The organism is Ruegeria sp. CF3, from assembly GCF_056537365.1.
Map to the genome: position 1 here is coordinate 222,734 of NZ_JBQFRK010000005.1, position 21,344 is coordinate 244,077.

21 protein-coding genes are annotated in these 21,344 nt (G+C 57.3%); 11 read left to right on the plus strand and 10 right to left on the minus strand.

Translation table 11 applies throughout. The features are described from left to right. Positions 1 to 36: 36 nt before the first annotated feature. Complete coding sequence (locus ACR0KC_RS17295) at positions 37 to 1,083, minus strand: rod shape-determining protein (protein ID WP_039523195.1); 1,047 nt, start codon at positions 1,081 to 1,083, stop codon at positions 37 to 39. Between the two features lie 154 nt (positions 1,084 to 1,237). Here ACR0KC_RS17295 and ACR0KC_RS17300 point away from each other — a divergent pair, with 154 nt between their 5' ends. After that, positions 1,238 to 2,023, plus strand: coding sequence for a 23S rRNA (adenine(2030)-N(6))-methyltransferase RlmJ (locus ACR0KC_RS17300; RefSeq protein WP_170612941.1), 786 nt, complete (start codon positions 1,238 to 1,240; stop codon positions 2,021 to 2,023). Positions 2,024 to 2,195: 172 nt separating this feature from the next. Here the strand turns inward: ACR0KC_RS17300 and ACR0KC_RS17305 are convergent, their stop codons facing one another. Further along, complete coding sequence (locus tag ACR0KC_RS17305) at positions 2,196 to 3,767, minus strand: 2-isopropylmalate synthase (protein WP_170395900.1); 1,572 nt, start codon at positions 3,765 to 3,767, stop codon at positions 2,196 to 2,198. Between the two features lie 276 nt (positions 3,768 to 4,043). Between ACR0KC_RS17305 and ACR0KC_RS17310 the strand changes: the two genes are divergently transcribed. After that, positions 4,044 to 4,709 carry an SDR family NAD(P)-dependent oxidoreductase gene (locus ACR0KC_RS17310; RefSeq protein WP_480563058.1) on the plus strand — a complete coding sequence of 222 codons (666 nt, stop codon included), beginning with the start codon at positions 4,044 to 4,046 and terminating at the stop codon, positions 4,707 to 4,709. A gap of 7 nt (positions 4,710 to 4,716) precedes the next feature. Here the strand turns inward: ACR0KC_RS17310 and ACR0KC_RS17315 are convergent, their stop codons facing one another. Continuing rightward, on the minus strand, positions 4,717 to 6,222 hold the full coding sequence (locus ACR0KC_RS17315; protein ID WP_480707161.1) for an MORN repeat-containing protein: 1,506 nt from the start codon (positions 6,220 to 6,222) through the stop codon (positions 4,717 to 4,719). 141 nt (positions 6,223 to 6,363) lie between these two features. Between ACR0KC_RS17315 and ACR0KC_RS17320 the strand changes: the two genes are divergently transcribed. The 3 genes from ACR0KC_RS17320 to ACR0KC_RS17330 all read left to right on the plus strand — a co-directional run bounded on the left by ACR0KC_RS17320 (position 6,364) and on the right by ACR0KC_RS17330 (position 10,063). Further along, on the plus strand, positions 6,364 to 8,022 hold the full coding sequence (locus ACR0KC_RS17320) for an NAD+ synthase (RefSeq protein WP_480772028.1): 1,659 nt from the start codon (positions 6,364 to 6,366) through the stop codon (positions 8,020 to 8,022). A 218-nt stretch (positions 8,023 to 8,240) separates the two neighbouring features. Beyond that, positions 8,241 to 8,582 (plus strand): hypothetical protein, encoded by a 342-nt coding sequence (locus tag ACR0KC_RS17325; RefSeq protein WP_170395910.1) that lies wholly within the window; start codon positions 8,241 to 8,243, stop codon positions 8,580 to 8,582. A 149-nt stretch (positions 8,583 to 8,731) separates the two neighbouring features. Then, positions 8,732 to 10,063 carry an NAD(P)/FAD-dependent oxidoreductase gene (locus ACR0KC_RS17330; RefSeq protein ID WP_480772029.1) on the plus strand — a complete coding sequence of 444 codons (1,332 nt, stop codon included), beginning with the start codon at positions 8,732 to 8,734 and terminating at the stop codon, positions 10,061 to 10,063. Between the two features lie 3 nt (positions 10,064 to 10,066). Here ACR0KC_RS17330 and ACR0KC_RS17335 read toward each other — a convergent pair whose 3' ends face one another. Further along, on the minus strand, positions 10,067 to 10,999 hold the full coding sequence (locus tag ACR0KC_RS17335) for an MBL fold metallo-hydrolase (RefSeq protein ID WP_170395914.1): 933 nt from the start codon (positions 10,997 to 10,999) through the stop codon (positions 10,067 to 10,069). 116 nt (positions 11,000 to 11,115) lie between these two features. Here ACR0KC_RS17335 and ACR0KC_RS17340 point away from each other — a divergent pair, with 116 nt between their 5' ends. Further along, a complete protein-coding gene (locus ACR0KC_RS17340) occupies positions 11,116 to 11,550 on the plus strand; it encodes a DUF1801 domain-containing protein (protein ID WP_480707167.1) in 435 nt (144 codons plus the stop codon). A 60-nt stretch (positions 11,551 to 11,610) separates the two neighbouring features. Next, positions 11,611 to 12,936 carry a glutamate--tRNA ligase gene (gene gltX, locus ACR0KC_RS17345; RefSeq protein ID WP_170818627.1) on the plus strand — a complete coding sequence of 442 codons (1,326 nt, stop codon included), beginning with the start codon at positions 11,611 to 11,613 and terminating at the stop codon, positions 12,934 to 12,936. Between the two features lie 16 nt (positions 12,937 to 12,952). On the opposite strand, the gene ACR0KC_RS17350 is transcribed toward gltX, so the two are convergent. Continuing rightward, positions 12,953 to 13,564: a gamma-glutamylcyclotransferase family protein gene (locus ACR0KC_RS17350; RefSeq protein WP_170514025.1), complete on the minus strand. Its 612-nt coding sequence runs from the start codon at positions 13,562 to 13,564 to the stop codon at positions 12,953 to 12,955. 94 nt (positions 13,565 to 13,658) lie between these two features. On the opposite strand from ACR0KC_RS17350, the gene ACR0KC_RS17355 reads away from it, so the two are divergent. Next, on the plus strand, positions 13,659 to 14,105 hold the full coding sequence (locus ACR0KC_RS17355; RefSeq protein WP_170395922.1) for an RrF2 family transcriptional regulator: 447 nt from the start codon (positions 13,659 to 13,661) through the stop codon (positions 14,103 to 14,105). 2 nt (positions 14,106 to 14,107) lie between these two features. Here the strand turns inward: ACR0KC_RS17355 and ACR0KC_RS17360 are convergent, their stop codons facing one another. Together ACR0KC_RS17360 and ACR0KC_RS17365 are read right to left on the minus strand one after the other, a co-directional pair. Continuing rightward, on the minus strand, positions 14,108 to 16,636 hold the full coding sequence (locus ACR0KC_RS17360; RefSeq protein ID WP_480772030.1) for an ABC transporter permease: 2,529 nt from the start codon (positions 16,634 to 16,636) through the stop codon (positions 14,108 to 14,110). Beyond that, positions 16,633 to 17,328: an ATP-binding cassette domain-containing protein gene (locus ACR0KC_RS17365; RefSeq protein ID WP_170395925.1), complete on the minus strand. Its 696-nt coding sequence runs from the start codon at positions 17,326 to 17,328 to the stop codon at positions 16,633 to 16,635. The genes ACR0KC_RS17360 and ACR0KC_RS17365 overlap by 4 nt, the downstream gene beginning before the upstream one ends. Positions 17,329 to 17,397: 69 nt before the next feature. Between ACR0KC_RS17365 and ACR0KC_RS17370 the strand changes: the two genes are divergently transcribed. Then, positions 17,398 to 18,018: an arylesterase gene (locus tag ACR0KC_RS17370; protein ID WP_170647345.1), complete on the plus strand. Its 621-nt coding sequence runs from the start codon at positions 17,398 to 17,400 to the stop codon at positions 18,016 to 18,018. Between the two features lie 10 nt (positions 18,019 to 18,028). Continuing rightward, positions 18,029 to 18,643 (plus strand): SOS response-associated peptidase, encoded by a 615-nt coding sequence (locus ACR0KC_RS17375; RefSeq protein WP_480791439.1) that lies wholly within the window; start codon positions 18,029 to 18,031, stop codon positions 18,641 to 18,643. Here ACR0KC_RS17375 and ACR0KC_RS17380 read toward each other — a convergent pair. Together ACR0KC_RS17380 and ACR0KC_RS17385 are read right to left on the minus strand one after the other, a co-directional pair. Further along, complete coding sequence (locus tag ACR0KC_RS17380; protein WP_170395928.1) at positions 18,640 to 19,194, minus strand: L,D-transpeptidase; 555 nt, start codon at positions 19,192 to 19,194, stop codon at positions 18,640 to 18,642. The two genes, ACR0KC_RS17375 and ACR0KC_RS17380, sit on opposite strands and share 4 nt — an antisense overlap. Positions 19,195 to 19,361: 167 nt before the next feature. Then, on the minus strand, positions 19,362 to 19,568 hold the full coding sequence (locus tag ACR0KC_RS17385; protein ID WP_010442474.1) for a cold-shock protein: 207 nt from the start codon (positions 19,566 to 19,568) through the stop codon (positions 19,362 to 19,364). Between the two features lie 327 nt (positions 19,569 to 19,895). On the opposite strand from ACR0KC_RS17385, the gene ACR0KC_RS17390 reads away from it, so the two are divergent. Beyond that, a complete protein-coding gene (locus ACR0KC_RS17390; protein ID WP_480707172.1) occupies positions 19,896 to 20,444 on the plus strand; it encodes an REP-associated tyrosine transposase in 549 nt (182 codons plus the stop codon). Positions 20,445 to 20,563: 119 nt separating this feature from the next. Here ACR0KC_RS17390 and ACR0KC_RS17395 read toward each other — a convergent pair whose 3' ends face one another. Next, entirely contained in the window at positions 20,564 to 21,340 is a 777-nt protein-coding gene (locus ACR0KC_RS17395) for a hypothetical protein (protein WP_480707174.1), read from the minus strand. Between the last annotated feature and the right edge of the window lie 4 nt (positions 21,341 to 21,344).

A 21,344-nucleotide genomic window follows, 5' to 3' on the forward strand; every position in this document is an offset into this window, starting at 1 on the left:
TCGTGCCCGAGTTCTCACCCCATCAGGGTGCGCGCCTTAGCTTTCGTAGTCAATCGCGTGGCGCAGTTGTTTTTCGTATTCGAGTGCTTTGCCCGTGCCCAAAGCCACACAATTCAGGCTTTCATCAGCAATAGAAACTGCCAAACCGGTTTGCTCGCGCAGCGCCAGATCCAGATCACCCAGCAGCGCACCGCCACCGGTCAGCATCACGCCCCGGTCCACGATGTCCGCCGCCAGATCGGGCGGCGTGGTTTCCAGCGCGGTCATCACCGCCTCGCAAATCTGCTGCACGGGTTCAGACAGCGCTTCGGCCACCTGAGCCTGGCTGATCTCGATTTCCTTGGGCACACCGTTCAGCAGGTCGCGACCCCGGATATGCATCGACTGGCCACGCCCGTCGTCTGGCATCCGTGCGGTACCGATGGTGGTCTTGATCCGTTCCGCAGTTGATTCACCCACCAGCAGGTTCTGTTGACGCCGCAGGTACGAGATGATCGCTTCGTCCATCCGGTCTCCACCCACGCGGACCGAGCGGGCATAGACGATGTCGCCCAGCGACAGAACTGCAACCTCGGTGGTCCCGCCGCCGATATCCACAACCATGTTGCCAGTTGGATCGGTAATCGGCATTCCTGCACCAATCGCAGCAGCAATCGGTTCGGCAATCAGGCCGGCGCGGCGCGCGCCTGCAGACAGAACCGATTGGCGGATTGCGCGTTTTTCAACCGGGGTTGCGCCATGAGGGACGCAAACGATGATCTTGGGTTTCGAGAATGTCGAGCGTTTATGCACCTTGCGGATAAAATGCTTGATCATCTCTTCGGCGGTGTCGAAGTCCGCGATGACACCCTCGCGCATCGGACGGATGGCTTCAATGGAGCCCGGGGTCCGGCCCAACATCAGCTTGGCGTCCTCGCCAACAGCAAGGACTTTCTTGACCCCATCCTTGACGTGGTAGGCAACGACCGAGGGCTCAGATAGGATCACTCCACGCCCTTTGACATAAACCAGCGTGTTCGCTGTTCCAAGGTCGATAGCCATGTCCGCTGTGAACAGGCCGCCCAGATTGCCAAAGATGCCCATATTTCCCTGATCCCGTTTGTCAGAATTTCCACTGCCCGCGACTCGACGGTTCCGGGACGGATGCCTTATAGGGTGCCAACTCGCCCGGTTAAAGGGCTGATTCCGCGACAGTCAGCACCTTTCCGCCTTATTGATGGGGACTTTAGAAGGCAAGATGCTCTCATATCAACACATTTACCACGCAGGAAATCTGGCTGATGTACAAAAGCACGCTTTATTGGCGTGGACGCTGCGTTATTTGACCCAAAAGGACAAACCCCTCAGCTATATCGAAACGCACTCCGGGCGTGGACTATATCACCTTGACGCGGCTGAGGCGGTTCGAACGGGTGAAGCTGTCGCCGGGATCGGGCGCGTCAGGCGCGAAGGTTGGTTTGATTCCGATCATCCAATGGCGCGGGTGCTGGATACCATACAGGCCAGTCACGGCGTGCAAGCGTATCCCGGTTCACCTCTGATTGCGGCCAACCTGCTGCGAAAACAGGATAGCTTGCATTTCGCCGAGCTGCATCCGCAGGAACATACGGCACTTTCACTGGCGCTGTCTCCTTTCGGGGCGAAGGTCTATCGGCAGGATGGGTTTGAGTTGGCCCAATCGTTGCTGCCTCCGACCCCGAGGCGGGGCATGATGCTGATCGATCCCAGTTATGAAGTGAAAGCCGAGTATGACCGTTTGCCTGGGGTGATCGCGAAGCTGCACCGCAAATGGAATGTGGGTGTGATCGCACTTTGGTATCCAATCCTGACGGATGCACGTCACAAGGCTATGATTTCGTCTCTGAAATCCGCTGGATATCCCAAAACGATTTGCCATGAGGTCACGTTCCCTCCGGCGCGGGAAGGTCATCGCATGGTCGGATCAGGTATGTTCATGTTGAATGCACCCTTCGGGATCGAAGACGAAACGCGCCGCTTGTCGGAGCTGTTCGCTCAGCTTTGATAAGCAAGAATTACGCAGGGAAAGCTCCCGTCCTGTTTGCCCGCATCAAAGATGCCGTCAAACGCGTTGGGCCCGGCAGCGCGCCAGAGGCGCGCTGCCGGGCCCAAAACCCAAGAAGGGTCGGCGAAGCCGGGCCGCCGCGGGTGCGGGAGCCATTCGCCTTACCCTTCAATCAGGTCAGGTCTTTGTAGCTGATCTCGCGTGTATCTGCCCCCGGACCGGCCTTTTCACGACGCATGATCAGGCGGTTCAGCGCGTGGATATAGGCTTTGGCCGACGCAACCACCGTATCTGTATTTGCAGACTGACCGGTGGCGATCATACCATCCTCTTCCAGACGGACCGAAACCGTGGCTTGCGCGTCCGTGCCTTCGGTTACCGCATGCACCTGATACAGTTGCAGCCGCGCAGTGTTGGGATAGATCGCCCGGATCGCCCGGAAGGTTGCGTCGACTGGGCCGTCACCGTTTTCCGTGGCGATCCTGTCTGCACCCTCTACTTCCAGCTCGACCGTCGCTTCGGCCTGACCTCCGGTACCGCAGGTCACTTTCATCGACACCAGTTGCAGGTGATCGTCCGCTTCGTCGTCGACGCTCATCAACGCGATGAGGTCATCGTCAAAGACTTCTTTCTTGCGGTCGGCCAGATCCTTGAAGCGCACGAAAATGTCTTTGAGCTGGTTGTCACCAACCTCATACCCCAGCGTTTCAAGCTTATCGCGCAGTGCAGCGCGGCCCGAATGCTTGCCCAGCGGCAAAGAGGTGCCAGAGAGCCCAATGTCTTCAGGGCGCATGATCTCGAAGTTTTCGCGGTTCTTCAGCATGCCATCCTGATGGATGCCGCTTTCATGGGCAAAAGCGTTCTTGCCGACAATGGCCTTGTTGAACTGCACCGGAAATCCGGCCACGGTCGCGACCCGGCGCGAAATATGCATGATCTTGGTGGTGTCGATGCCAGTATGCCACGGCATGATGTCGTTGCGTGTGCGCAACGCCATCACAACTTCTTCCAGCGCGGTGTTGCCTGCGCGTTCACCCAACCCGTTTATGGTGCATTCGATCTGACGCGCACCACCTGCGACAGCTGCCAGAGAGTTCGCTGTCGCCATGCCAAGGTCGTTGTGGCAGTGGGTGGCAAAGATTACCTCATCCGCGCCTGGAACCGTCTCAATCAGGCGCTTGATCAGATCTGCAGACTCGACCGGGGCAGTATAACCGACAGTATCGGGGATATTGATCGTGGTGGCGCCAGCCTTGATTGCAATCTCGATCACGCGGCACAGATAATCCCATTCGGTCCGGGTCGCATCCATCGGCGACCACTGCACGTTTTCGCAAAGGTTGCGCGCGTGGCTGACCGTTTCGTGGATCTTGTCGGCCATCTCGTCTTGCGTCAGATTTGGTATCGCCCGGTGCAGCGGAGAGGTTCCGATAAAGGTGTGGATCCGGTTCTTCTCGGCGTGTTTCACCGCCTCCCAACACCGATCGATATCGGCGAAATTGGCGCGGGCCAGACCACAGATGCGGCTGTTCTTCGAGCGCTCGGCAATCTCGGACACCGCTTTGAAGTCGCCTTCCGATGCAATGGGGAATCCGGCTTCGATGATGTCGACGCCCATCTCATCCAGAAGCTCGGCAATTTCGAGCTTTTCGTTGTGGGTCATGGTCGCGCCGGGGCTCTGCTCGCCGTCGCGCAAGGTGGTGTCGAAGATCACGACGCGGTCTTGATCGGTCACGTTTGTCATGGGGTTCTCTTTCTTCTTCTGTCCTAAAGCCTCTTGGCGCGCGGGCGTCCTCCTCTGAGCGGGCGCGCCGGATGGCACGCTCAGAGGCGGATTAGGATCAGTAGACCACGCAACAACGCACCGCTGGGTGCGGCGTTTGCAAAAGCGATATCTGCGCGGTTGATCATGGAGATCAGCTTATACAGGGCGCGCGGCGAATGAAAAGCGGGAAATTTACGGGGGAACAAAATTGACGGTGGAGTTGAAGCGATGAAGCTTTCGGCTAACTTCTCGTGCATGAAAACTGCATTAATCATCGGAGCTTCTGGCGGTATCGGGCGCGCTTTGAATGACCACCTGACAACGGATGGTGTCAAAGTCACCCGACTGGCCAGATCAACGGATGGGTTTGACCTGACCGACCCGGATGGCGCAGAGCGTATGCTGGCGTCCCTTTCTGATCCGTTTGATCTGATCCTTGTGGCCTCAGGGGCGCTTGAGATTAACGGTATGGGTCCGGAAAAATCTATGCGCACCTTGTCGGCGAAGGCGATGATGGACCAGTTTGCACTGAACGCAGTTGGCCCGGCCTTGGTGTTGAAGCACGTGCACCGCCTGCTGCCACGCGACCGCAGATCGGTGATCGCCGTGCTGTCGGCCCGGGTTGGTTCAATCGGGGACAACCGGCTGGGTGGGTGGGTCAGTTATCGTGCGGCCAAGGCGGCTGTGAATCAGATAGTACATACGGCTGCCATCGAATTGGCGCGCACGCACAAACAGGCCATATGTGTCGCTTTGCACCCCGGAACAGTCAAAACGGCCTTTACCGAAAAGTACCTTGCCCGCCACCCGGCTGTTGAACCCGTTGAGGCCGCGGCCAATCTGCTGTCCGTCATCAATGGACTCACCCCCGCTGACTCGGGCAGTTTTTACGATTGGGCTGGCAAGCGCGTGCCTTGGTAGGGCTGATTTAGCCGTCGTTTATATCCGGGTCTGTCGCGTCAGGGGCGGGCGCGTCGGGGGTAGAGTCTGGCTCAGTGGTTTCAGCACCCGCAGCGGGGGTTTCGGGGGCAGTCTCTGTTTCGGTCGCCAGCGTGTCATTTTCCCAGACGCCGATCTCAACCTCGCCGCCCGCGAAACGCATCGTGCCGTCACCGTGGCGTTTATTTTCCAGAAAATTGCCCTCATAGACATCACCGGTCTCATAGGTGGCGGTTCCAAATCCAGTGATCTTGCCGTTGGCCCAGTCGCCTGTGTAGCTATATCCGCCCGGTCGGGTCAGTGTTCCCTTGCCGTGACGCTTGCCATTCAGAAAATCGCCTTCGTAAATGATCCCGTCCGGAAACGTAGCCTTGCCCTTCCCCTGTCGGACACCGTCTACCCAATCGCCATCATAGCGATAGCCATTTGCAAAGGTCAGAATACCTTTGCCGTCGAAGCGGGCGTTTTTGAACTGGCCCGTATAAGCCGTTCCGTTGGGATAGGTTGCCGTGCCGGTGCCCTCAAAAATCCCGGCGATCCAGTTGCCGTCGTAAATTGATCCGTCGGGGTATGTCGTTTGCCCCTTGCCATGAGGCAGGTCATCCAGAAAGTCGCCGATATAAACCGAACCATCGGGATAGAGCATCTCACCCAGGCCCTCAATCTGGCCCTTTTGCCAGGCACCTGTGTACGCAAACCCGTCGCTGCCCTTGTAGGTGCCCTGACCATGGCGCTGGTCGTCAGAATAGTCGCCTTCATAGGTCGCACCGTTGGCGTATATGGACTTGCCTTTGCCCTGTCGGCGATTTTCGACCATTTCGCCTTCGTAGACATCTCCGTTGGGTTGAACCAAACGGCCTGTTCCGGCCATCTGATCGTTGGCCCATGACCCGGCATAGGTCATGCCGTCGACCCAGACTTGACTGCCCTGACCATGCCGTTGCCCGCCATTCAAGTCGCCCTCATAGGTACTTCCATCGGCGTAGGTGATCTTGGCGCTGCCGGTTTTCTGGCCGTTTACCCAGTCGCCCTCATAAACCGAGCCATCCGGGCCGGTCAGCACGCCGTGACCGTGATATCTGGCGTCCTTGAAGCCGCCCTCGTATCGCGAGCCGTTGGAATATGTCGCAATACCGGTTCCGTTTATCGTGCCGTTGGCCCACTCGCCCTCATAGGACTGGCCATCAGAATAGACGATTTTGCCGCGCCCTTCTGGTTGGCCCTTGGTGAATGTCCCTTCATAGACAGAGCCATTGGCGTAGCGCGCGGTGCCTTGCCCTTGAATCTCGCCCTCGACCCATTGACCGGAATATTCAAAACCGTTCGGCAGGCGGTAAGTGCCGGTGCCATGGCGCAGCCCGTTTTCGAACGTGCCCTCGTAGACACCTCCGACATCATCATCAGCGATGACAATCTGACCGTCCTGTTGGGCGATCACAAAAGATGCCAGCATTGTAAGCGTTGCAGCGGTAAGGGATGTGCGGATCGCTTTCATTTTTGTACCTGCCTGCGGTGTTTGTGTTGGCGCAAAACTAAGATACCGCCGAGGGCAGAGCAACGGCTTTTGGCGCATTTGCCTTTCACTCGCGGTGTGATCTGCTAAATCCCTGAAAGACATGAGGGCAAGAGGGCAAAAATGGCCGATCGTTTCCGCATCACTCTGGCGCAATTGAACCCAATGGTTGGGGATATCGACGGTAATGCCGCCAAGGCTGCTGCAGCCTGGCAGCAAGGGCGCGCGGCGCAGGCCGATCTTGTGGCGCTGCCCGAGATGTTCATAACCGGCTACAATACCCAGGATCTGGTGATGAAGCCCGCGTTTCATCGGGCCGCGATGAATGCGGTGCAGGCGTTGGCTGAAGACTGTGCCGACGGCCCGGCGTTGGCCATCGGCGGTCCTTGGGTTGAAGATGGGAAGCTTTATAACGCCTACCTGATCCTTAAAGGTGGGCGGATTGTCAGCAAAGTTCTTAAACATCATTTGCCCAATGAAACCGTCTTTGATGAAGTACGCCTTTATGATGCGGGTCCTATGGGCGGCCCTTATGCGGTTGGAAATGTTCGTATCGGTAGCCCGATTTGCGAGGATGGGTGGCACGAGGATGTCTCCGAGACACTGGAAGAAACCGGGGCCGAGTTTCTGCTGATCCCCAACGGCTCGCCCTATTTTCGAAACAAATACGATATCCGGTTGAACCACATGGTGGCTCGCACGGTCGAAACGGGTCTGCCGGTAATCTACCTGAACATGGTCGGCGGGCAGGATGATCAGGTTTTCGACGGTGCTACGTTTGGATTGAACCCGGGTGGAGAGCTTGCGTTCCGCATGCCCGTCTTCGATGAGGCCGTCAGCCATATCGATCTGTCGCGCCAAGATGGCGGATGGCGTATTGTGGCTGGTGAAGTCGTGCCGCAACCCGACGAATGGGAGCAGGATTATCGCGCGATGGTGCAATCTCTGCGCGATTACATGGGCAAGACGGGGTTTGGCAAAGCTGTGCTGGGGTTGTCGGGCGGCGTCGACTCGGCGCTGGTGGCCGCAATAGCCGTGGATGCGATCGGTGCGGAAAATGTACGCTGCGTAATGCTGCCTTCGGAATATACAAGCCAAAGTTCTTTGGATGATGCCGAAGCCGTCGCCAAGGCGCTGGGCGTGCACTACGACTTTGTGCCGATCTCTGAGGGACGCGCAGCGGTAACCAACACTTTGGCTCCGCTTTTTGCAGGGCGGAATGAGGACCTGACCGAAGAAAATGTCCAGTCTCGCCTGCGCGGTCTTCTGCTAATGGCGATCTCGAACAAGTTTGGCGAGATGCTGCTGACCACCGGCAACAAGTCCGAGGTCGCAGTCGGCTACGCCACTATCTATGGTGACATGAACGGTGGCTATAACCCGATCAAGGATCTGTACAAAACCCGCGTGTTCGAGACCTGCCGCTGGCGCAACGCCAATCATCGCGATTGGATGATGGGTCCCGAGGGTGAGGTCATACGCCCTTCGGTGATCGACAAGCCGCCAAGTGCTGAATTGCGTGAAGACCAGAAAGACAGCGACAGCCTGCCGGACTACCCCGTTCTCGATGCGATTCTTGATATTTTGGTGGATCAGGATGGCTCAATCGCCGACTGCGTTGCAGCCGGATTTGACGAGGCCGAGGCCCGGCGGGTCGAACATCTGATTTACATTAGTGAATACAAGCGCTTCCAGTCCGCGCCTGGCACACGGTTGACACCGCGGGCCTTCTGGCTGGATCGCCGCTATCCGATTGTAAATCGCTGGCGGGATAGAACGTAAGCACCGCTCTGATTGAAGAATTTACCATTGTTTCGAAAGTGCATGGTAATGTGGATTTCTGCGGCAGTTTGTTTATCCATTTCAGCCAGTTGTGCGATGAAAAGACTATGTTTCGCTTGTACGTGCGTCCTTTTTTTGCCACATTTACGACAGGGGTCTGCCTCATATGGGGCGGATGTGACGCAATCCGGTAGGTTGGCCTGCCATTTTCAGAGCCGATGACCGGGATTGTGGAACTGGGAAAAGGCATCCGTGTTTGGGATGTCAGTAAAGGTATTGGTGGTCAAATGACGAATGGATACGATAAGCCGCTTCATTCTCCGTTGCAGTTGAAGCCTATGGAATCAGCGCCGCGCAAGTTGGATGAACAGGCGCTGGATGCTGCGATTGCAGACATTATGAGCCAGGAAGAGCCGACGCCCGGCGCGGTGGCAGGCCCGGTTCCGTTGCGATCGGAATTTCCGGTGTTGCAGCCACAGGAATCGCTTGCATCAAAGTCCGATCCCAAGCTCAGCACGGTACTGCGCCAGAAATGGGCGCAACTTTCCGGGGCGGCGTAATCTGAACGCATCTGCGCGGCGTTATTCGCCGCGCATTGGCCAATTGGCCACAGGTTCCGGCAATTGCCCGGGACCAACCGTTTTCTACATTGCCAGTGAAATCGCCTTCAGGCTGGATGTCGCTCCGATGAACGAGCACCGAGCGGTTAATGCCAGGCCCCACACCGACACCCGTCGAATCTGATCTCACACTTCCCAAACACGTAGATGTTGTCGTCATAGGTGGTGGAATCATCGGGGCTTCGGCAGCCTTCGAGCTTGCTGAGCGAGGTGCTTCCGTTTTGTTGTGCGAGAAGGGCCGGATTGCGGGCGAGCAAAGCTCGCGCAATTGGGGCTGGGTGCGCCTTGGGACACGTGATCCGCGCGAGATCCCCCTGATGCAAGAGGCGCTTAGAATCTGGCAAGGGCTGGATGCGCGATTGGGACGCGCCACAGGCTATGTTCAATCAGGAATCGTGTTTGGCGCATCTGGCGCACGAGACGATGAAAACCTGACGCGATGGCTGGACCATGTTGAAGGGCTGCAAACAGGTGCTCGCATGGTATCCGGCCCTGAACTGGACGGGTTGCTGTCGGATAACAGTATGAAACTGCGCTCAGCGCTTTACATGCCGCAGGACGGGCGAGCCGAGCCGCAATGGGCGGCCCCCGCATTCGCCGAGGCGGCGCGCGACCGTGGGGCCGCGATCATGACGCAATGCGCGGTGCGAAGTGTCGATGTTGCTGCGGGCCGGATCGCAGGTGTTTTCACCGAACGCGGCCGCGTAAGGTGTAGTCAAGTCGTACTTGCAGGCGGAGCCTGGTCTCGGCTGTTTGCGGGGAACGCTGGAATCGCTCTGCCACAGCTCAAAGTGCTCAATACGGTCATGCGGACCTCTCCGGTTGCAGAAGGGCCAGAGGTGTCGCTTTGGAGTGATGATTTTGCCATTCGAAAGCGCTCGGACGGGGGATACACCATAGCTTCGGGTCACGAGAATACGGTGGATATCGTTCCCGACAGTTTCCGACTCGGGTTGCAGTTTCTGCCCGCATTCCGGCAAGAGTGGCGGTCCTTAAGGTTTCGCCTTTCGAGACGCTGGATGGTCGAGGCGAATGAAGACCGAAGCTGGCTGCCGACCGATGTGACACCGTTTGAACACTGCCGAGTACTCGACCCGGAACCTTCCCAGAAAGTGTTGCGAAGGGCGTGGGCCAACGCCCGCAAGGCGTTGCCTGCGCTTGATAGTGCGGAGATCGTGCAAAGCTGGGCCGGCCTGATCGATGTGACCCCGGATGCGATCCCGGTCATCTCGAAAGTGGACGCGGTGCTGGGCCTTCATATTGCGACCGGTTTCTCCGGCCACGGTTTTGGCATCGGTCCTGCCGCAGGTCGATTAGTGGCGGACCTTGTTACGGAAAGCACGCCTTGCGTTGATCCGACCGCCTTTCGCCTGTCCCGTTTCACGGATGGGTCAAAAGTGCGGCCGGATGCTGGTTTTTAGCTCCTAGCCCATCATTTGATAGCTGACCGGCACGAACCGGAACCCGTCGCCACGGGATTCGACATAACCAGCGGCTGGGAAAGGCATGTGATAGCCGATCATAGGCACTTTGTCCGCAGCCAGCATGCCCAGCACATTCCGGCGCGATTCCGTTGCAGCGGCTTTGTCCATGTCGAATCGCACTTCCCATTCAGGATGTGCAAATGACCAGACATAGTGATTTGCAAGATCCGCCGTCAGGACCAGACGCTGACCGTTGCTTTCTAGGTGATAGACCATATGGCCCGGAGTATGCCCAAACGCTGCCATACCGGTGACGCCGGATGCGACTTCACCACCATCCCCGATAAAGGTCATCTTCTCTGCCATCGGGGTGACTTTGGCTGCAACCATATCACCCACTCGGTTGCCCGCGTCTTGCGCTGACCAAAAGTCGTATTCGGGTGCTGCTGTTACATAACGCGCATTGGCAAAAGTCGCGGCATCATTGGTTGTCATACCACCGATATGATCGGGATGCATGTGGGTAATGACCACCACATCGATCTGATCAGGCGTTACGCCGGCGTCGGCCAACGCGGCCTGAATTCCACCTTGGCCAAGCCCAGTATCAAACAAGATCATCTCGGACCCCGTATTAACCAGCGTTGGTGTGAAGAAGAACTGCGCAACATCTGGCGAGATGAAGTTGTCAGCCGATACACGGGCGAAATCTTCATCCGAGGCGCCGCCGCCGAAAATGTCTTGCGCACCATCACGAGGCAGGCTGCCATCCAACAAGGTGGTGACGGTGAAATCGCCCAGTTGAAACGATTTTGCTATTGTAGAGTTGGCTTTGGTCTCGGTACCTGCGGCCAGAACAGGCGAAGTAGCTGCCGCAAGCGGCAGAGCCGCAACCGTTCCAAGCGCCGCCCGGCGAGTCAATCTGATGGTCATGGTCGTTCTCCCTGTCAGAGCATGTTTGACTGAATTAGGTCAGTCTGGGCCTGTGGCCATACTATGGCACTGTTATATGGGCTGCGTGGTTGAACATTACGTGTTAATTTTTGTTCATGCCGCGATCTGCGAATAAAACCGTACCCACCGAGCAAAACGTTGCTGATTTTCTGGCGAGTATTCAGCCGACCCGCAAGGCGGAGGAGGCGCACGTGCTGGACAGGCTGTTTCGTGAAACCACAGGTTATGCGCCAGTAATGTGGGGCCCGTCGATCATTGGCTATGGTCGATATCATTATCGCTATGCGTCAGGGCGCGAGGGCGACTTTCTCGCAACTGGGTTCTCTCCGCGCAAGGCGGCGCATTCCATCTACATCATGCCAGGGTATGCCGACTTCGGAGATATCTTATCGAGACTGGGCAAGCACAAGCTGGGTAAATCCTGCCTATATGTGAATAAGCTACCGGATATTGATCTCGACGTGCTTCGTGAACTCATCAAAGCCGGGCTCGAACGCTTAGATGGCATTTGGCCGGTTGAACCGACCTGAAAGCCCCTGCTGGACAAAATCGCGCCCATGTGAGATGAGCCGCGCCAACAGGAGACTTCCATGACCACGACCCGTTTTGCCCCGTCGCCCACCGGTTACATCCATGTGGGCAACCTGCGCACCGCCCTGATGAACTATCTGATCGCCCGCAAGGCTGGCGGTACGTTCATTCTGCGCATTGATGACACCGATCCCGAGCGGTCTAAGGAAGAATATGTCGACGCGATCAAGCAGGATCTGGAGTGGTTGGGCCTGCATTGGGACCGGGTTGAGCGACAGTCGGAGCGTCTGGACCGCTACGCCGAGGCCGCCGATAAGCTGCGCGAGATGGGCCGGTTCTATGAGGCGTTCGAGACGCCCACCGAGCTGGACCTCAAGCGCAAGAAGCAACTGAACATGGGCAAGCCGCCGGTCTATGACCGTGCAGCGCTGAACCTCAGCGATGCCGAGAAAGAAGCCCTGCGCGCTGAGCGTGGCAATGGCGTCTGGCGGTTCAAACTGAACCACGAGCGTATCGAATGGAACGATGGCATTTTGGGCGACATCTCGATCGATGCAGCTTCAGTATCCGACCCGGTGCTGATCCGGGGCGATGGTCAGGTTCTCTATACGATTGCCTCTGTGGTCGATGACACCGAGATGGGCGTAACCGATGTCGTGCGCGGCTCGGACCATGTCACCAACACCGCAACGCAGATTCAGATCATCGAGGCGTTGGGCGGCACCTGTCCGCGTTTTGCGCACCACTCGTTGCTGACTGGCCCGCAGGGAGAGGCGTTGTCGAAACGCTTGGGCACTCTGGCCTTGCGCGATCTGCGAGAGCAGGGCGTGCAGCCAATGGCCTTACTGAGCCTGATGGCGCGTCTGGGGTCGTCAGATCCGGTTGAGTTGCGCTCGGATATGTCAGAGTTGATCGACGGCTTTGATGTTACACGCTTCGGTGCGGCCCCAACCAAGTTCGACGTGCAGGACCTGTTCCCGCTGACCGCGAAGCACCTGCAATCGCTACCGCTGGCCGATGTGGCCGATGCCGTTGCTAAAGCAGGTGTACCTGCTGAACTGGCCGAGCCTTTCTGGACCATGGCGCGCGAAAACATCACGACGCTGAGCGATCTCGAGGGATGGTGGGAATTGTGTCGTGATGGGGCCGAACCCCTGATCGCTGACGAGGACCGTGAGTTCATCGCTCAGGCTGTCTCATTGCTGCCCGAAGGCCCATTCGATGGGGAAACTTGGGGCACATGGACCAAGGCCGTGAAAGAGGCCACAGGCCGCAAGGGCAAAGGCCTGTTCATGCCGCTGCGCAAAGCGCTAACGGGGATGGAGCGCGGGCCCGAAATGGCGACCTTGCTGCCGCTGTTGCAGGTGATCCGCGCTCGCGGCTGACTTCAGGGTCAGAGCTTTAGAACACGAAGGAGGCAGGTAAATCACCTGCCTTTCTTTGTTCTCCGGGTCGCAAAACTTGCGCCGAAACGCGTTGCAGGCGGTCATCCACGAATTCGGTCTCGGCCTGCTTCAATTGTTGGTGACGGGGATAACGGGGCTCGGCGCGGTCGTTCAAAATCGGAGCATCCCAACCATCGGTTGTTGCAAAGAAGCGATCGGCGCCCTCTGGTCCAAAAGCCCGCAGATACCCTTGCACGACAACATCAATATAGCTGAGCAATAGGGGATGGTGATTGCTGGGCGCGGTGTGTCGATCATGCGGGACTGCGTAGACAGCGATTTCCACCTCTTGCGTCAGAGTGTGCGTGACCGACCGTGTGGCTGGAACGCGGTCATAGGCCCATTCTCTTTCATCCAACGCGGCCCAGTCGTTTTTAGGAACATGGGCGATCATACCATCGATCTCGGAATCAGCATCCGGCACAGCGGTCAAAAACGCCACCGGGCGCAGATCCGTGTGCCGCCATGCGCGTCGCCAACCTTTCAGTCGCGCTGGGCGCGGGTCGGGGAAATCATGCGTCGACAGGTTCACGAGGCTGCCATAGCCGAAGAAATAAGGGTCTGCCATGCGGGTCGCGTCCTTCTTTGACGATTGATGTATGTCAAACAGTCTTTTTACGAGACATGCAATAAAGCTTCACCTTTAGATTCGGGAGGCCCTAATGCGGATTACCAAACGGACGAATATCGCGGTGCGTGTTTTGATGTATTGCGCCGCACATCAGGAACGGCTGGTCACGAAGGCCGAGATCGCCGATGTCTGTAATATTTCAGAAAACCATCTGGCACAGGTGATCAACCAACTGAGCCAGCTAGACTATCTCAGCACACAACGCGGCCGCAATGGCGGCATGACGCTGGCACGCCCGGCGGATCAGATCCGGGTCGGGTCCGTGTTTCGCCATGTCGAAGGCGGGTTGCCGATTGCCGAGTGTTTTGCGGATGCTGACAACACCTGCCCACTGACCGATGCCTGCCGCCTCCGGTTGGCGCTGCAAGATGCGGCTGAGGTGTTTTATGCGTCGCTGGACGAAATCACGCTCGATGCGTTGGTTTGCGACAATGACCAATTGCTGAAAATATTGCAGCCTGTCGCTTGTATGCGCTGAACTCAGTCGCTGGCGCGCAGTATACGCGCAGGGCGTACTGAAAGCGGGCGCAGGGCAAAGACCATCCCCGCGCCTAAGGTAACGCCAACACCGGCGATGACGATCCCAAGCGCGGATGGCCAGATGACCGCGAACTCTGTGTCGAATATATAAGTAGCCACGGCCCAACCGCCCAGAATTCCGGTCAGCAAAGCAACGCAACCTGCGGCTGCTCCCAAAAGGATTGCCCGCAGGGCAAAGCTGCGCAATATGCGCCCATGGTTGGCACCCAGAGTCTTGAGGATCGCTGCCTCGTACCTACGCGCCGGTTCGCCCGCTGCCGCCGCACCGATCAACACTAAAAACCCGGTCAACAGAGAAACCCCTGCGCCATATGAGGTGGCTGCCGCAAGCCCTGCCAGCAGGCCTGATACCCGGTCGATGGCGTCTCTGACCCGGACTGCCGTGATGTTGGGGAATTGACCGGCCAAATCACGCAGAATGGCGGCCTCGGCCTGTTCTTCGGCATAGACGGTAGCGATGAAGCTATGCGGGGCACCAGCCAAGGCAGAGGGGTTCATCGACATGACAAAACCCATTCCTGCAGTGGAGAAATCAACTTCGCGCAGCGATGTGAGTTCAGCTGTGATATCGCGGCCCAGGATATTAACGGTCAACTCATCGCCCAGTTTCAGGCCCATCTCGTCGGCCTCTTCTGCGGCAAAGCTGACTTGCGCTGGGCCGCTGTAGTCCTCTGGCCACCAAACCCCGTCAGTCACGCGGGCATTCCGTGGGGGGCGGGCAGAGTAGGTTACGCCTCGGTCGCCGTCCAGAACCCAGTGATCGCCTGCAATCTCGCGCGCGGGTCGGCCATTGATTTTGGTAATGATCCCACGCAGCATCGGAGCGCTTTCTACCCGACTGACGGCAGGGTCGGTGTCGAGACGTTCGCTGAACCCGGGCATCTGATCCTTCTGGATATCGACGAAGAAATACGAGGGTGCGACCTCGGGCAAGTTGCCCGAAATCGCATTGCGTAGCGTGCCGTCGATCTGCCCCACCGCCGCAAGGACCGAAAGGCCGAGCCCAAGGGACAGGACCACCGATGCTGCGCCTTCGCGTGGGTCAGAGATGGCGGACAACGCCCACCGCAGGGCTGGACGCCCTCTGGCCCAAGGAGCGCCCGCGCGGGCCAATTTGCGAATGGCAATGGCAGAAAGGGTCAGCAAAGTGAGCGCCCCCGCCAGACCTGCGCTTGTCCAGAGGGTCAACCGGGTTGAACCGCTGAACCAAGCGGCGGCTCCGATCAGTACGGCCAGGCCAATTGCAGTCGCAATTACATAGATCAAGCGCGGGAAGCTGCTTGCCGAAGTCAGCGCATCCCGGAACAATGTTGCCGCACGCACCTCCTCGGTTCTGGCCAGAGGCCAAAGCGTAAACAGGAACGCGGTTAGCACACCATAAAGTGCGGCCTCGAACAGGGGCTGCGGATATAGCGAGAATACAGCAGGGATCGGCAGTTGGGTTTCGATAACCGGTGCCAGCAGCATTGGAAGCGCCGCGCCCAGGGTCAAACCCATGACGATACCAACGCCTGAAAGAACGGCGATCTGGATCATGTATGTCTGAAAGATTGTGGCCCGATCAGCGCCCAAAGTCCGCAATGTCGCAATGGTTTCCGTTTTCTGGGACAGATAGGCGCGCACGGCAGCCGATACGCCGATCCCCCCAACCGCCAATCCGGACAGACCAACCAGCACCAGAAACGCGCTGAGGCGCCCTACAAACTCGGATATCCCGGGCGCACCATTGCGGGCATCAGTCCAGCGCATGCCGGTTCCCTCGAAGGCCTGCCTGGCCTGCTGCGACAGCGCCTCCAACTCGGCGGTTTGCGGCAAGTTCATCCTGTATTTGGTGGAAAACAAAGTACCCGGAGCCAGCAGGCCCGATGATTGCAAATCCTCGGTTCGAACCAACGTGCGCGGTCCCAGCGAGAACCCATCTGCCGCACCATCCGGTTCGTGTTCCAGCGAGGCCATCAAAACGAACCTCTGCGTGCCGAGATCAAATTGGTCCCCAATCGCAAGGTTCAGGCGGTCAATCAGGGACGGAGCCATCACGGCGCCGGGCAGCCCATCGGCGCCCGCCAAGGCCTCGGGCAAAGAAACTGCGGGTTCCAGAGCCACCGATCCCAGCAGCGGATAGGCCCCGTCCACGGCCTTCACCTGAGTTAACGCCCGTTGCGCGCCTGCGCCATCACCCGTGACGGCCATGGACCTGAAATCGACGACCTCTGACACTGCTTGCGCGGTGTCCGCCATCCAGTCACGTTCCTCATCGTTTGCAAAGCGATAGGTGAACTCCAGCTGGGCATCGCCGCCTAAGAGCGACGCGCCCTCTTGTTGCAATCCGGTCTGAATGGCTTGGCGCACCATGCCAACCGCAGCAATTGCTGCAACACCCAAAGCCAGGCAGGCCAGAAACACTCGAAACCCGCGCAACCCACCGCGCAGTTCGCGCCGGGCCAGGCGACCGGCCAGACGCAGGCTCATTCGGCGGCCTCACGCTGGGATTCCTCGGCGATACGCCCATCGCGCAAGCGCACAACGCGGTCGCATTTTTGAGCCAGTGTATGGCTGTGCGTGACCAGAACCAGAGTTGCCCCGTGACGGTCCCGCAGTCCGAATAACAGATCAATGATTGCTGAACCGTTGGTTTCATCCAGATTTCCCGTTGGTTCATCCGCCAGTAATATATGCGGGCGCGGGGCCGAAGCGCGGGCCAGCGCCACACGCTGTTGCTCGCCGCCTGACAACTGCGCCGGGTAGTGATCGATACGATGTGAAAGGCCCACGGCCTCCAACTCGGCCGCGGCGCGCTGGAAAGCATCTTTGTGTCCCGCGAGTTCTAACGGGGTCGCCACGTTCTCAAGCGCGGTCATCGTCGGAATCAAGTGGAAATTCTGAAACACTACGCCCATGGCATCTCTTCTGAACCGTGCCAGCGCATCCTCGCTCATTTTCGTCAAATCTTGGCCCAATGCGGTAACGCGTCCACCAGTTGCCTGTTCTAAGCCGCCCATCAGCATCAGTAGCGAAGACTTTCCGGAACCAGAGGGACCGATAAGCCCCAGAGTTTCACCCTTGCTCACAGTCAAAGTGATGTCGTGCAGGATATCCACTCTTCCGGCATTGCCATCCAGCGATAATGCGGCATCTTGGAGGGTGAGAACGGGTGTCGTCATCGATCAGGCCATCAAGAGGGGTACAGTCCATTGGGATATGGCGCGATACAGAAGCTGCGCAAGGGTTTGATGTCAGGCGTGTTCATCTGTTGCGGATTTGCCGCGACGGCTGAGCCGGTGGTGATTGCGGCGCTCGGAGATTCCCTGACACAAGGATATGGACTTCCGCAACAAGACGGGTTTGTGCCCCAACTGCAACGCTGGTTGCAGGAGGAAGGGGCGGATATTCAGCTTATCAACGCCGGTGTTTCCGGGGATACGACCGCAGGAGGAGCCTCCCGCGTTGATTGGACTCTGACGCCAGAGGTCGATGGCATGATTGTAGCCCTCGGCGGCAATGATCTGTTACGCGGTATCGATCCGGATGTGTCGCGCGCCAATCTTGAGGCAATCCTGAACACCGCTGAAGCTGCGAATGTCGAAGTTCTGCTGATCGGCATGCAAGCCCCCGGGAACTATGGGACGGATTACAAGCAAAGTTTCGATGCCATGTATCCGGAACTGGCGCAGCAGTATGGCGCGATCTATGCGGAAAGCTTCTTTGACGGGCTCACGACCGAGGGCGATCCTGCAGTCGCGCGCCAGTTCATGCAATCTGATGGCATCCATCCAAATGCCCAAGGCGTTGCGCTGATCGTTGACGCGCTAGGACCTTTTGTACTGGCTTTAGCGGAGCGCGCTACCGATTAGGAGGGGTCCTATGCCAGGCCGGTTTTTTCTCACACGACCGATTGGCGAGATAGTTAAGTTCCTGAATGTGAAAGATAACGTAGGGCCTCAGCCCCCGCGCAGAAATATTCAACCGGGTCAGGAGGTGACGGTATTGACCGGTGAAGGCTTGAAGATGATGCGATGGGGGATGATCCCGGTCGGCAGGGTCAATGCGCGCGGACGTCCGGTGATGGAGACCATTATCAACGCTCACTCTGAAACGGTTTTTGACAAAAGCGCATTTGAAGGTGTTGGGCGCGCAGTTATACCAGTTGATGGCTGGTACGAGTGGACCGGAGAGAAACGGCGCAAAACTGCATGGCGTATCGCAGCGAAGGATGGCATACCGCTGTTATTTGCTGCAATTACGGATAGTTGGGAGGCCCCTGGTGGGCAGCGTGTGGATCAGGTCGCCTCAGTCACCTGCGAGCCAAATGCCGATGTAAAGCCGATCCACCACCGTATGGGTGTGTTGCTGGGGTCGCAGGATGTGGATTGCTGGTTACATGGATCCGAAGAAGCGGCGCAGAAGCTGATGCGCCCATGGCCAGAAGGTCGCCTGAGGATTGAAAAAGCCGACGATGTGGATTGGTCGGCGGCTTAGACCACGGTCACCACGGTTCCAATCGGCACCCGGTTGTACAGATCGATTACATGCTCATTCAGCATCCGTATGCAGCCGTTCGAGGCCGCGCGACCGATGGTTTGCGGTTGTGTGGTGCCATGGATGCGGAAATAGGTGTCGACTCCGTTTTGGAACAGATACAAAGCGCGCGCGCCCAGTGGATTATCGCTCCCTCCGGGTTGGACATAGTCGTTGTCCTTGAACCGACCATAGGCCACCGGGTCGCGTTCGATCATCTCATCGGTCGGTCGCCAGGTGGGCCATTCCTTCTTTACGTCGATAGTTGCGGTTCCTGTAAACTCCAGTCCGGCTTTGCCGACGCCGCAGCCATAGCGGATCGCTTTGCGGGGTTCGGTTATGTAATAAAGGTAGAAGGAACGGGGAACGACCAGCAGCTGACCGGGTAGGAATTGCTTTTTGACCCGCACGAATTGTGGCGTGGGATCATACTCGACCGCTTTCTTGGCGCTGACAACGCCCGGAAGCAGGCTGACGGCAGTACCGGCCAGAAATACGCGGCGTGTGAACATGGTGACATCCCTCAAATGACCAAAGAAATCATAACGCTAGTTTTGAAATGATAGCGGATTTGGTCAATCACCGGGGAGGAATAACCCGATTGTGATGTATTCCCTATGCCACACACGGGGCGCGGGCATAGCGGAGAGGGCGGGAAAAATCCCGCCCTTTGAATGGCTTAGGCCAGTTCGATATTGTCGGCGCTTTCGCGGCCGTCACGACCAGCGCGCAGCTCGTACGTGACCTTCTGGTTGTCGGCCAGACCGGTGAGGCCCGAACGCTCGACAGCCGAGATGTGTACGAAGATGTCTTTGCCGCCATCTTCGGGTGCGATAAAGCCATAGCCTTTGGTGGTGTTGAACCATTTTACGGTGCCTGCGGGCATATCCGTTGTCTCCTGTTTAGTGCTGCCCACGTGGATGCGGCAGCCCGGCGTCGTTGTCTGTATCGATAGACTGAGCGCCGTAGAAGGAGACTGCAGGTCGAAATAGAAAAACGTAAGCCTCTTGGATATGGCATCGGTCAGACGGTGTGGCAAGGGCGGATTGTATGGATTGTACAAGGGTTTGAGGCGGAATCGTCCGTCTTGTACAAAAATCCGCCGATGGTTCTGGTTATTAGTTAGCAGAGCTTTGATAAGGTCCGGTTATTTATCTGGCGCGTCGGAGTGGCATTCAGAATCCGTTAACCCTCGTCATGATCAAGTTACAGCATGAGCGATTATCGACGCGTCCGCATTCCCGGGGCCAAGTATTTTTTCACCGTGTCTTTGGCCGACCGGTCGTCGGATTTGCTGGTGCGAGAGGTGGCGCATTTGCGGGCCGCCTTTGCAGTGACCCAGAGGGAGCGGCCGTTCTGGTGCGATGCGCTTGTGGTGTTGCCGGATCATTTGCACGCGGTGTGGACCTTGCCGCCGGGGGATGCGGATTATTCGACACGGTGGGGTGCGATTAAGGCGCGGTTTACGCGTGGGGTGAAGGCGTCGGGAGTGGTGGAGTGGAACCCCACCTTACGCACAGATTCGAAAATTGCGAAAGGGGATGCCGGGATTTGGCAGCGCCGGTTTTGGGAGCATGCAATTCGGGATGAAACGGATTATCGCAATCATATGGCATATTGTCGGGGGAATCCGGTGAAGCACGGGTTGGTCGAGCGCCCCACCGATTGGCCGTATTCGTCAATCCATCGCGATATTCGTGCAGGTCGGGTTGATCCGGAGTGGAGCGGTGTGGTCACCGATGGCACGTTCGGAGAGCCGTAGGTTGGGGTCTTACCCCATCATTTGAGAGGTTGGAGTTTGCAAGTGGTTTGGTGCGCGGGAACAGATCGTGCGAGTTTTCGGGTATGATCGTTGAGTGCGTGACGGGGTGAAACCCCATCCTACGCTTGCTTCGGCGTTACGTATTTGTCGTGGTTGGCAATCAGAGAAACAAGTTGGGTGGTTGTGCCTAGAAGATCTTGAGCTTCATCAATGGTATAAAACTTGTCGGGGTGAGCTACAGGATTTCTAAAACCGCTTCTGAAATTGTCCAGAGTTCCGCTCAAGGCATCGTCAAGTGCTTTGCGCTCTGATAGCGCTTTTACCATTGGGCCCCACATTGGTTTGCTCAATCTTTTTTGTTTGATAACAGAGAAATACAAATGCTTTAGGCAACATTCTGAACCGCGCATCAAGTGATAAGCAGCAGCTGTTCCGCGTCCAAGTACTATGCACATGCCGGCTTCTTGGAAGTCTTTCTGTGCGTTTTCCGGCAATCGACCAAAGGTTTCTCTGCCAAATATTCCAGAGATATCTTCGAACAAAAGGTCGGTATTGTATCTTCTTTCATCAGGGAAGAACGCGGATAATTCTTCTGCTTCGGCAAGTATAACTCTTTGTAGAACATTGATCTCCTCAAATAGTGCCTTGCCGTCGGGAGCCTCTAAGTTCGAACCATCTTTATATTTGTTGTCAAATTCCGCCTTCATTTCTTTGAGTTTTTTTGACGCATTGTTTGAAACTTTGAGATTTAGTTCTTCGATGTAACTAAATACTCGTTCCAAATTTTGTTGGATATATCCCTCTCCGATGTAGGGCAAACTATCCTCTGCATTGCTTCGAACGAAAAGCAATACTGCGCCAAAATGGATGTATTTTCTTAGATTGTTTTTTTCCAATCAA

Coding starts and splice junctions, on each gene's coding strand:
- ACR0KC_RS17350 (WP_170514025.1), bottom strand. CDS start 13,564: ATGGCAGACCCTTATTTCTTCGGCTATGGCAGCCTCGTGAACCTGTCG.
- ACR0KC_RS17310 (WP_480563058.1), top strand. CDS start 4,044: ATGAAAACTGCATTAATCATCGGAGCTTCTGGCGGTATCGGGCGCGCT.
- ACR0KC_RS17360 (WP_480772030.1), bottom strand. CDS start 16,636: ATGAGCCTGCGTCTGGCCGGTCGCCTGGCCCGGCGCGAACTGCGCGGT.
- ACR0KC_RS17340 (WP_480707167.1), top strand. CDS start 11,116: ATGCCGCGATCTGCGAATAAAACCGTACCCACCGAGCAAAACGTTGCT.
- ACR0KC_RS17365 (WP_170395925.1), bottom strand. CDS start 17,328: ATGACGACACCCGTTCTCACCCTCCAAGATGCCGCATTATCGCTGGAT.
- ACR0KC_RS17320 (WP_480772028.1), top strand. CDS start 6,364: ATGGCCGATCGTTTCCGCATCACTCTGGCGCAATTGAACCCAATGGTT.
- ACR0KC_RS17385 (WP_010442474.1), bottom strand. CDS start 19,568: ATGCCCGCAGGCACCGTAAAATGGTTCAACACCACCAAAGGCTATGGC.
- ACR0KC_RS17315 (WP_480707161.1), bottom strand. CDS start 6,222: ATGAAAGCGATCCGCACATCCCTTACCGCTGCAACGCTTACAATGCTG.
- ACR0KC_RS17330 (WP_480772029.1), top strand. CDS start 8,732: ATGCCAGGCCCCACACCGACACCCGTCGAATCTGATCTCACACTTCCC.
- ACR0KC_RS17325 (WP_170395910.1), top strand. CDS start 8,241: ATGACCGGGATTGTGGAACTGGGAAAAGGCATCCGTGTTTGGGATGTC.
- gltX (WP_170818627.1), top strand. CDS start 11,611: ATGACCACGACCCGTTTTGCCCCGTCGCCCACCGGTTACATCCATGTG.
- ACR0KC_RS17335 (WP_170395914.1), bottom strand. CDS start 10,999: ATGACCATCAGATTGACTCGCCGGGCGGCGCTTGGAACGGTTGCGGCT.
- ACR0KC_RS17390 (WP_480707172.1), top strand. CDS start 19,896: ATGAGCGATTATCGACGCGTCCGCATTCCCGGGGCCAAGTATTTTTTC.
- ACR0KC_RS17380 (WP_170395928.1), bottom strand. CDS start 19,194: ATGTTCACACGCCGCGTATTTCTGGCCGGTACTGCCGTCAGCCTGCTT.
- ACR0KC_RS17295 (WP_039523195.1), bottom strand. CDS start 1,083: ATGGGCATCTTTGGCAATCTGGGCGGCCTGTTCACAGCGGACATGGCT.
- ACR0KC_RS17375 (WP_480791439.1), top strand. CDS start 18,029: ATGCCAGGCCGGTTTTTTCTCACACGACCGATTGGCGAGATAGTTAAG.
- ACR0KC_RS17370 (WP_170647345.1), top strand. CDS start 17,398: ATGTCAGGCGTGTTCATCTGTTGCGGATTTGCCGCGACGGCTGAGCCG.
- ACR0KC_RS17355 (WP_170395922.1), top strand. CDS start 13,659: ATGCGGATTACCAAACGGACGAATATCGCGGTGCGTGTTTTGATGTAT.
- ACR0KC_RS17305 (WP_170395900.1), bottom strand. CDS start 3,767: ATGACAAACGTGACCGATCAAGACCGCGTCGTGATCTTCGACACCACC.
- ACR0KC_RS17300 (WP_170612941.1), top strand. CDS start 1,238: ATGCTCTCATATCAACACATTTACCACGCAGGAAATCTGGCTGATGTA.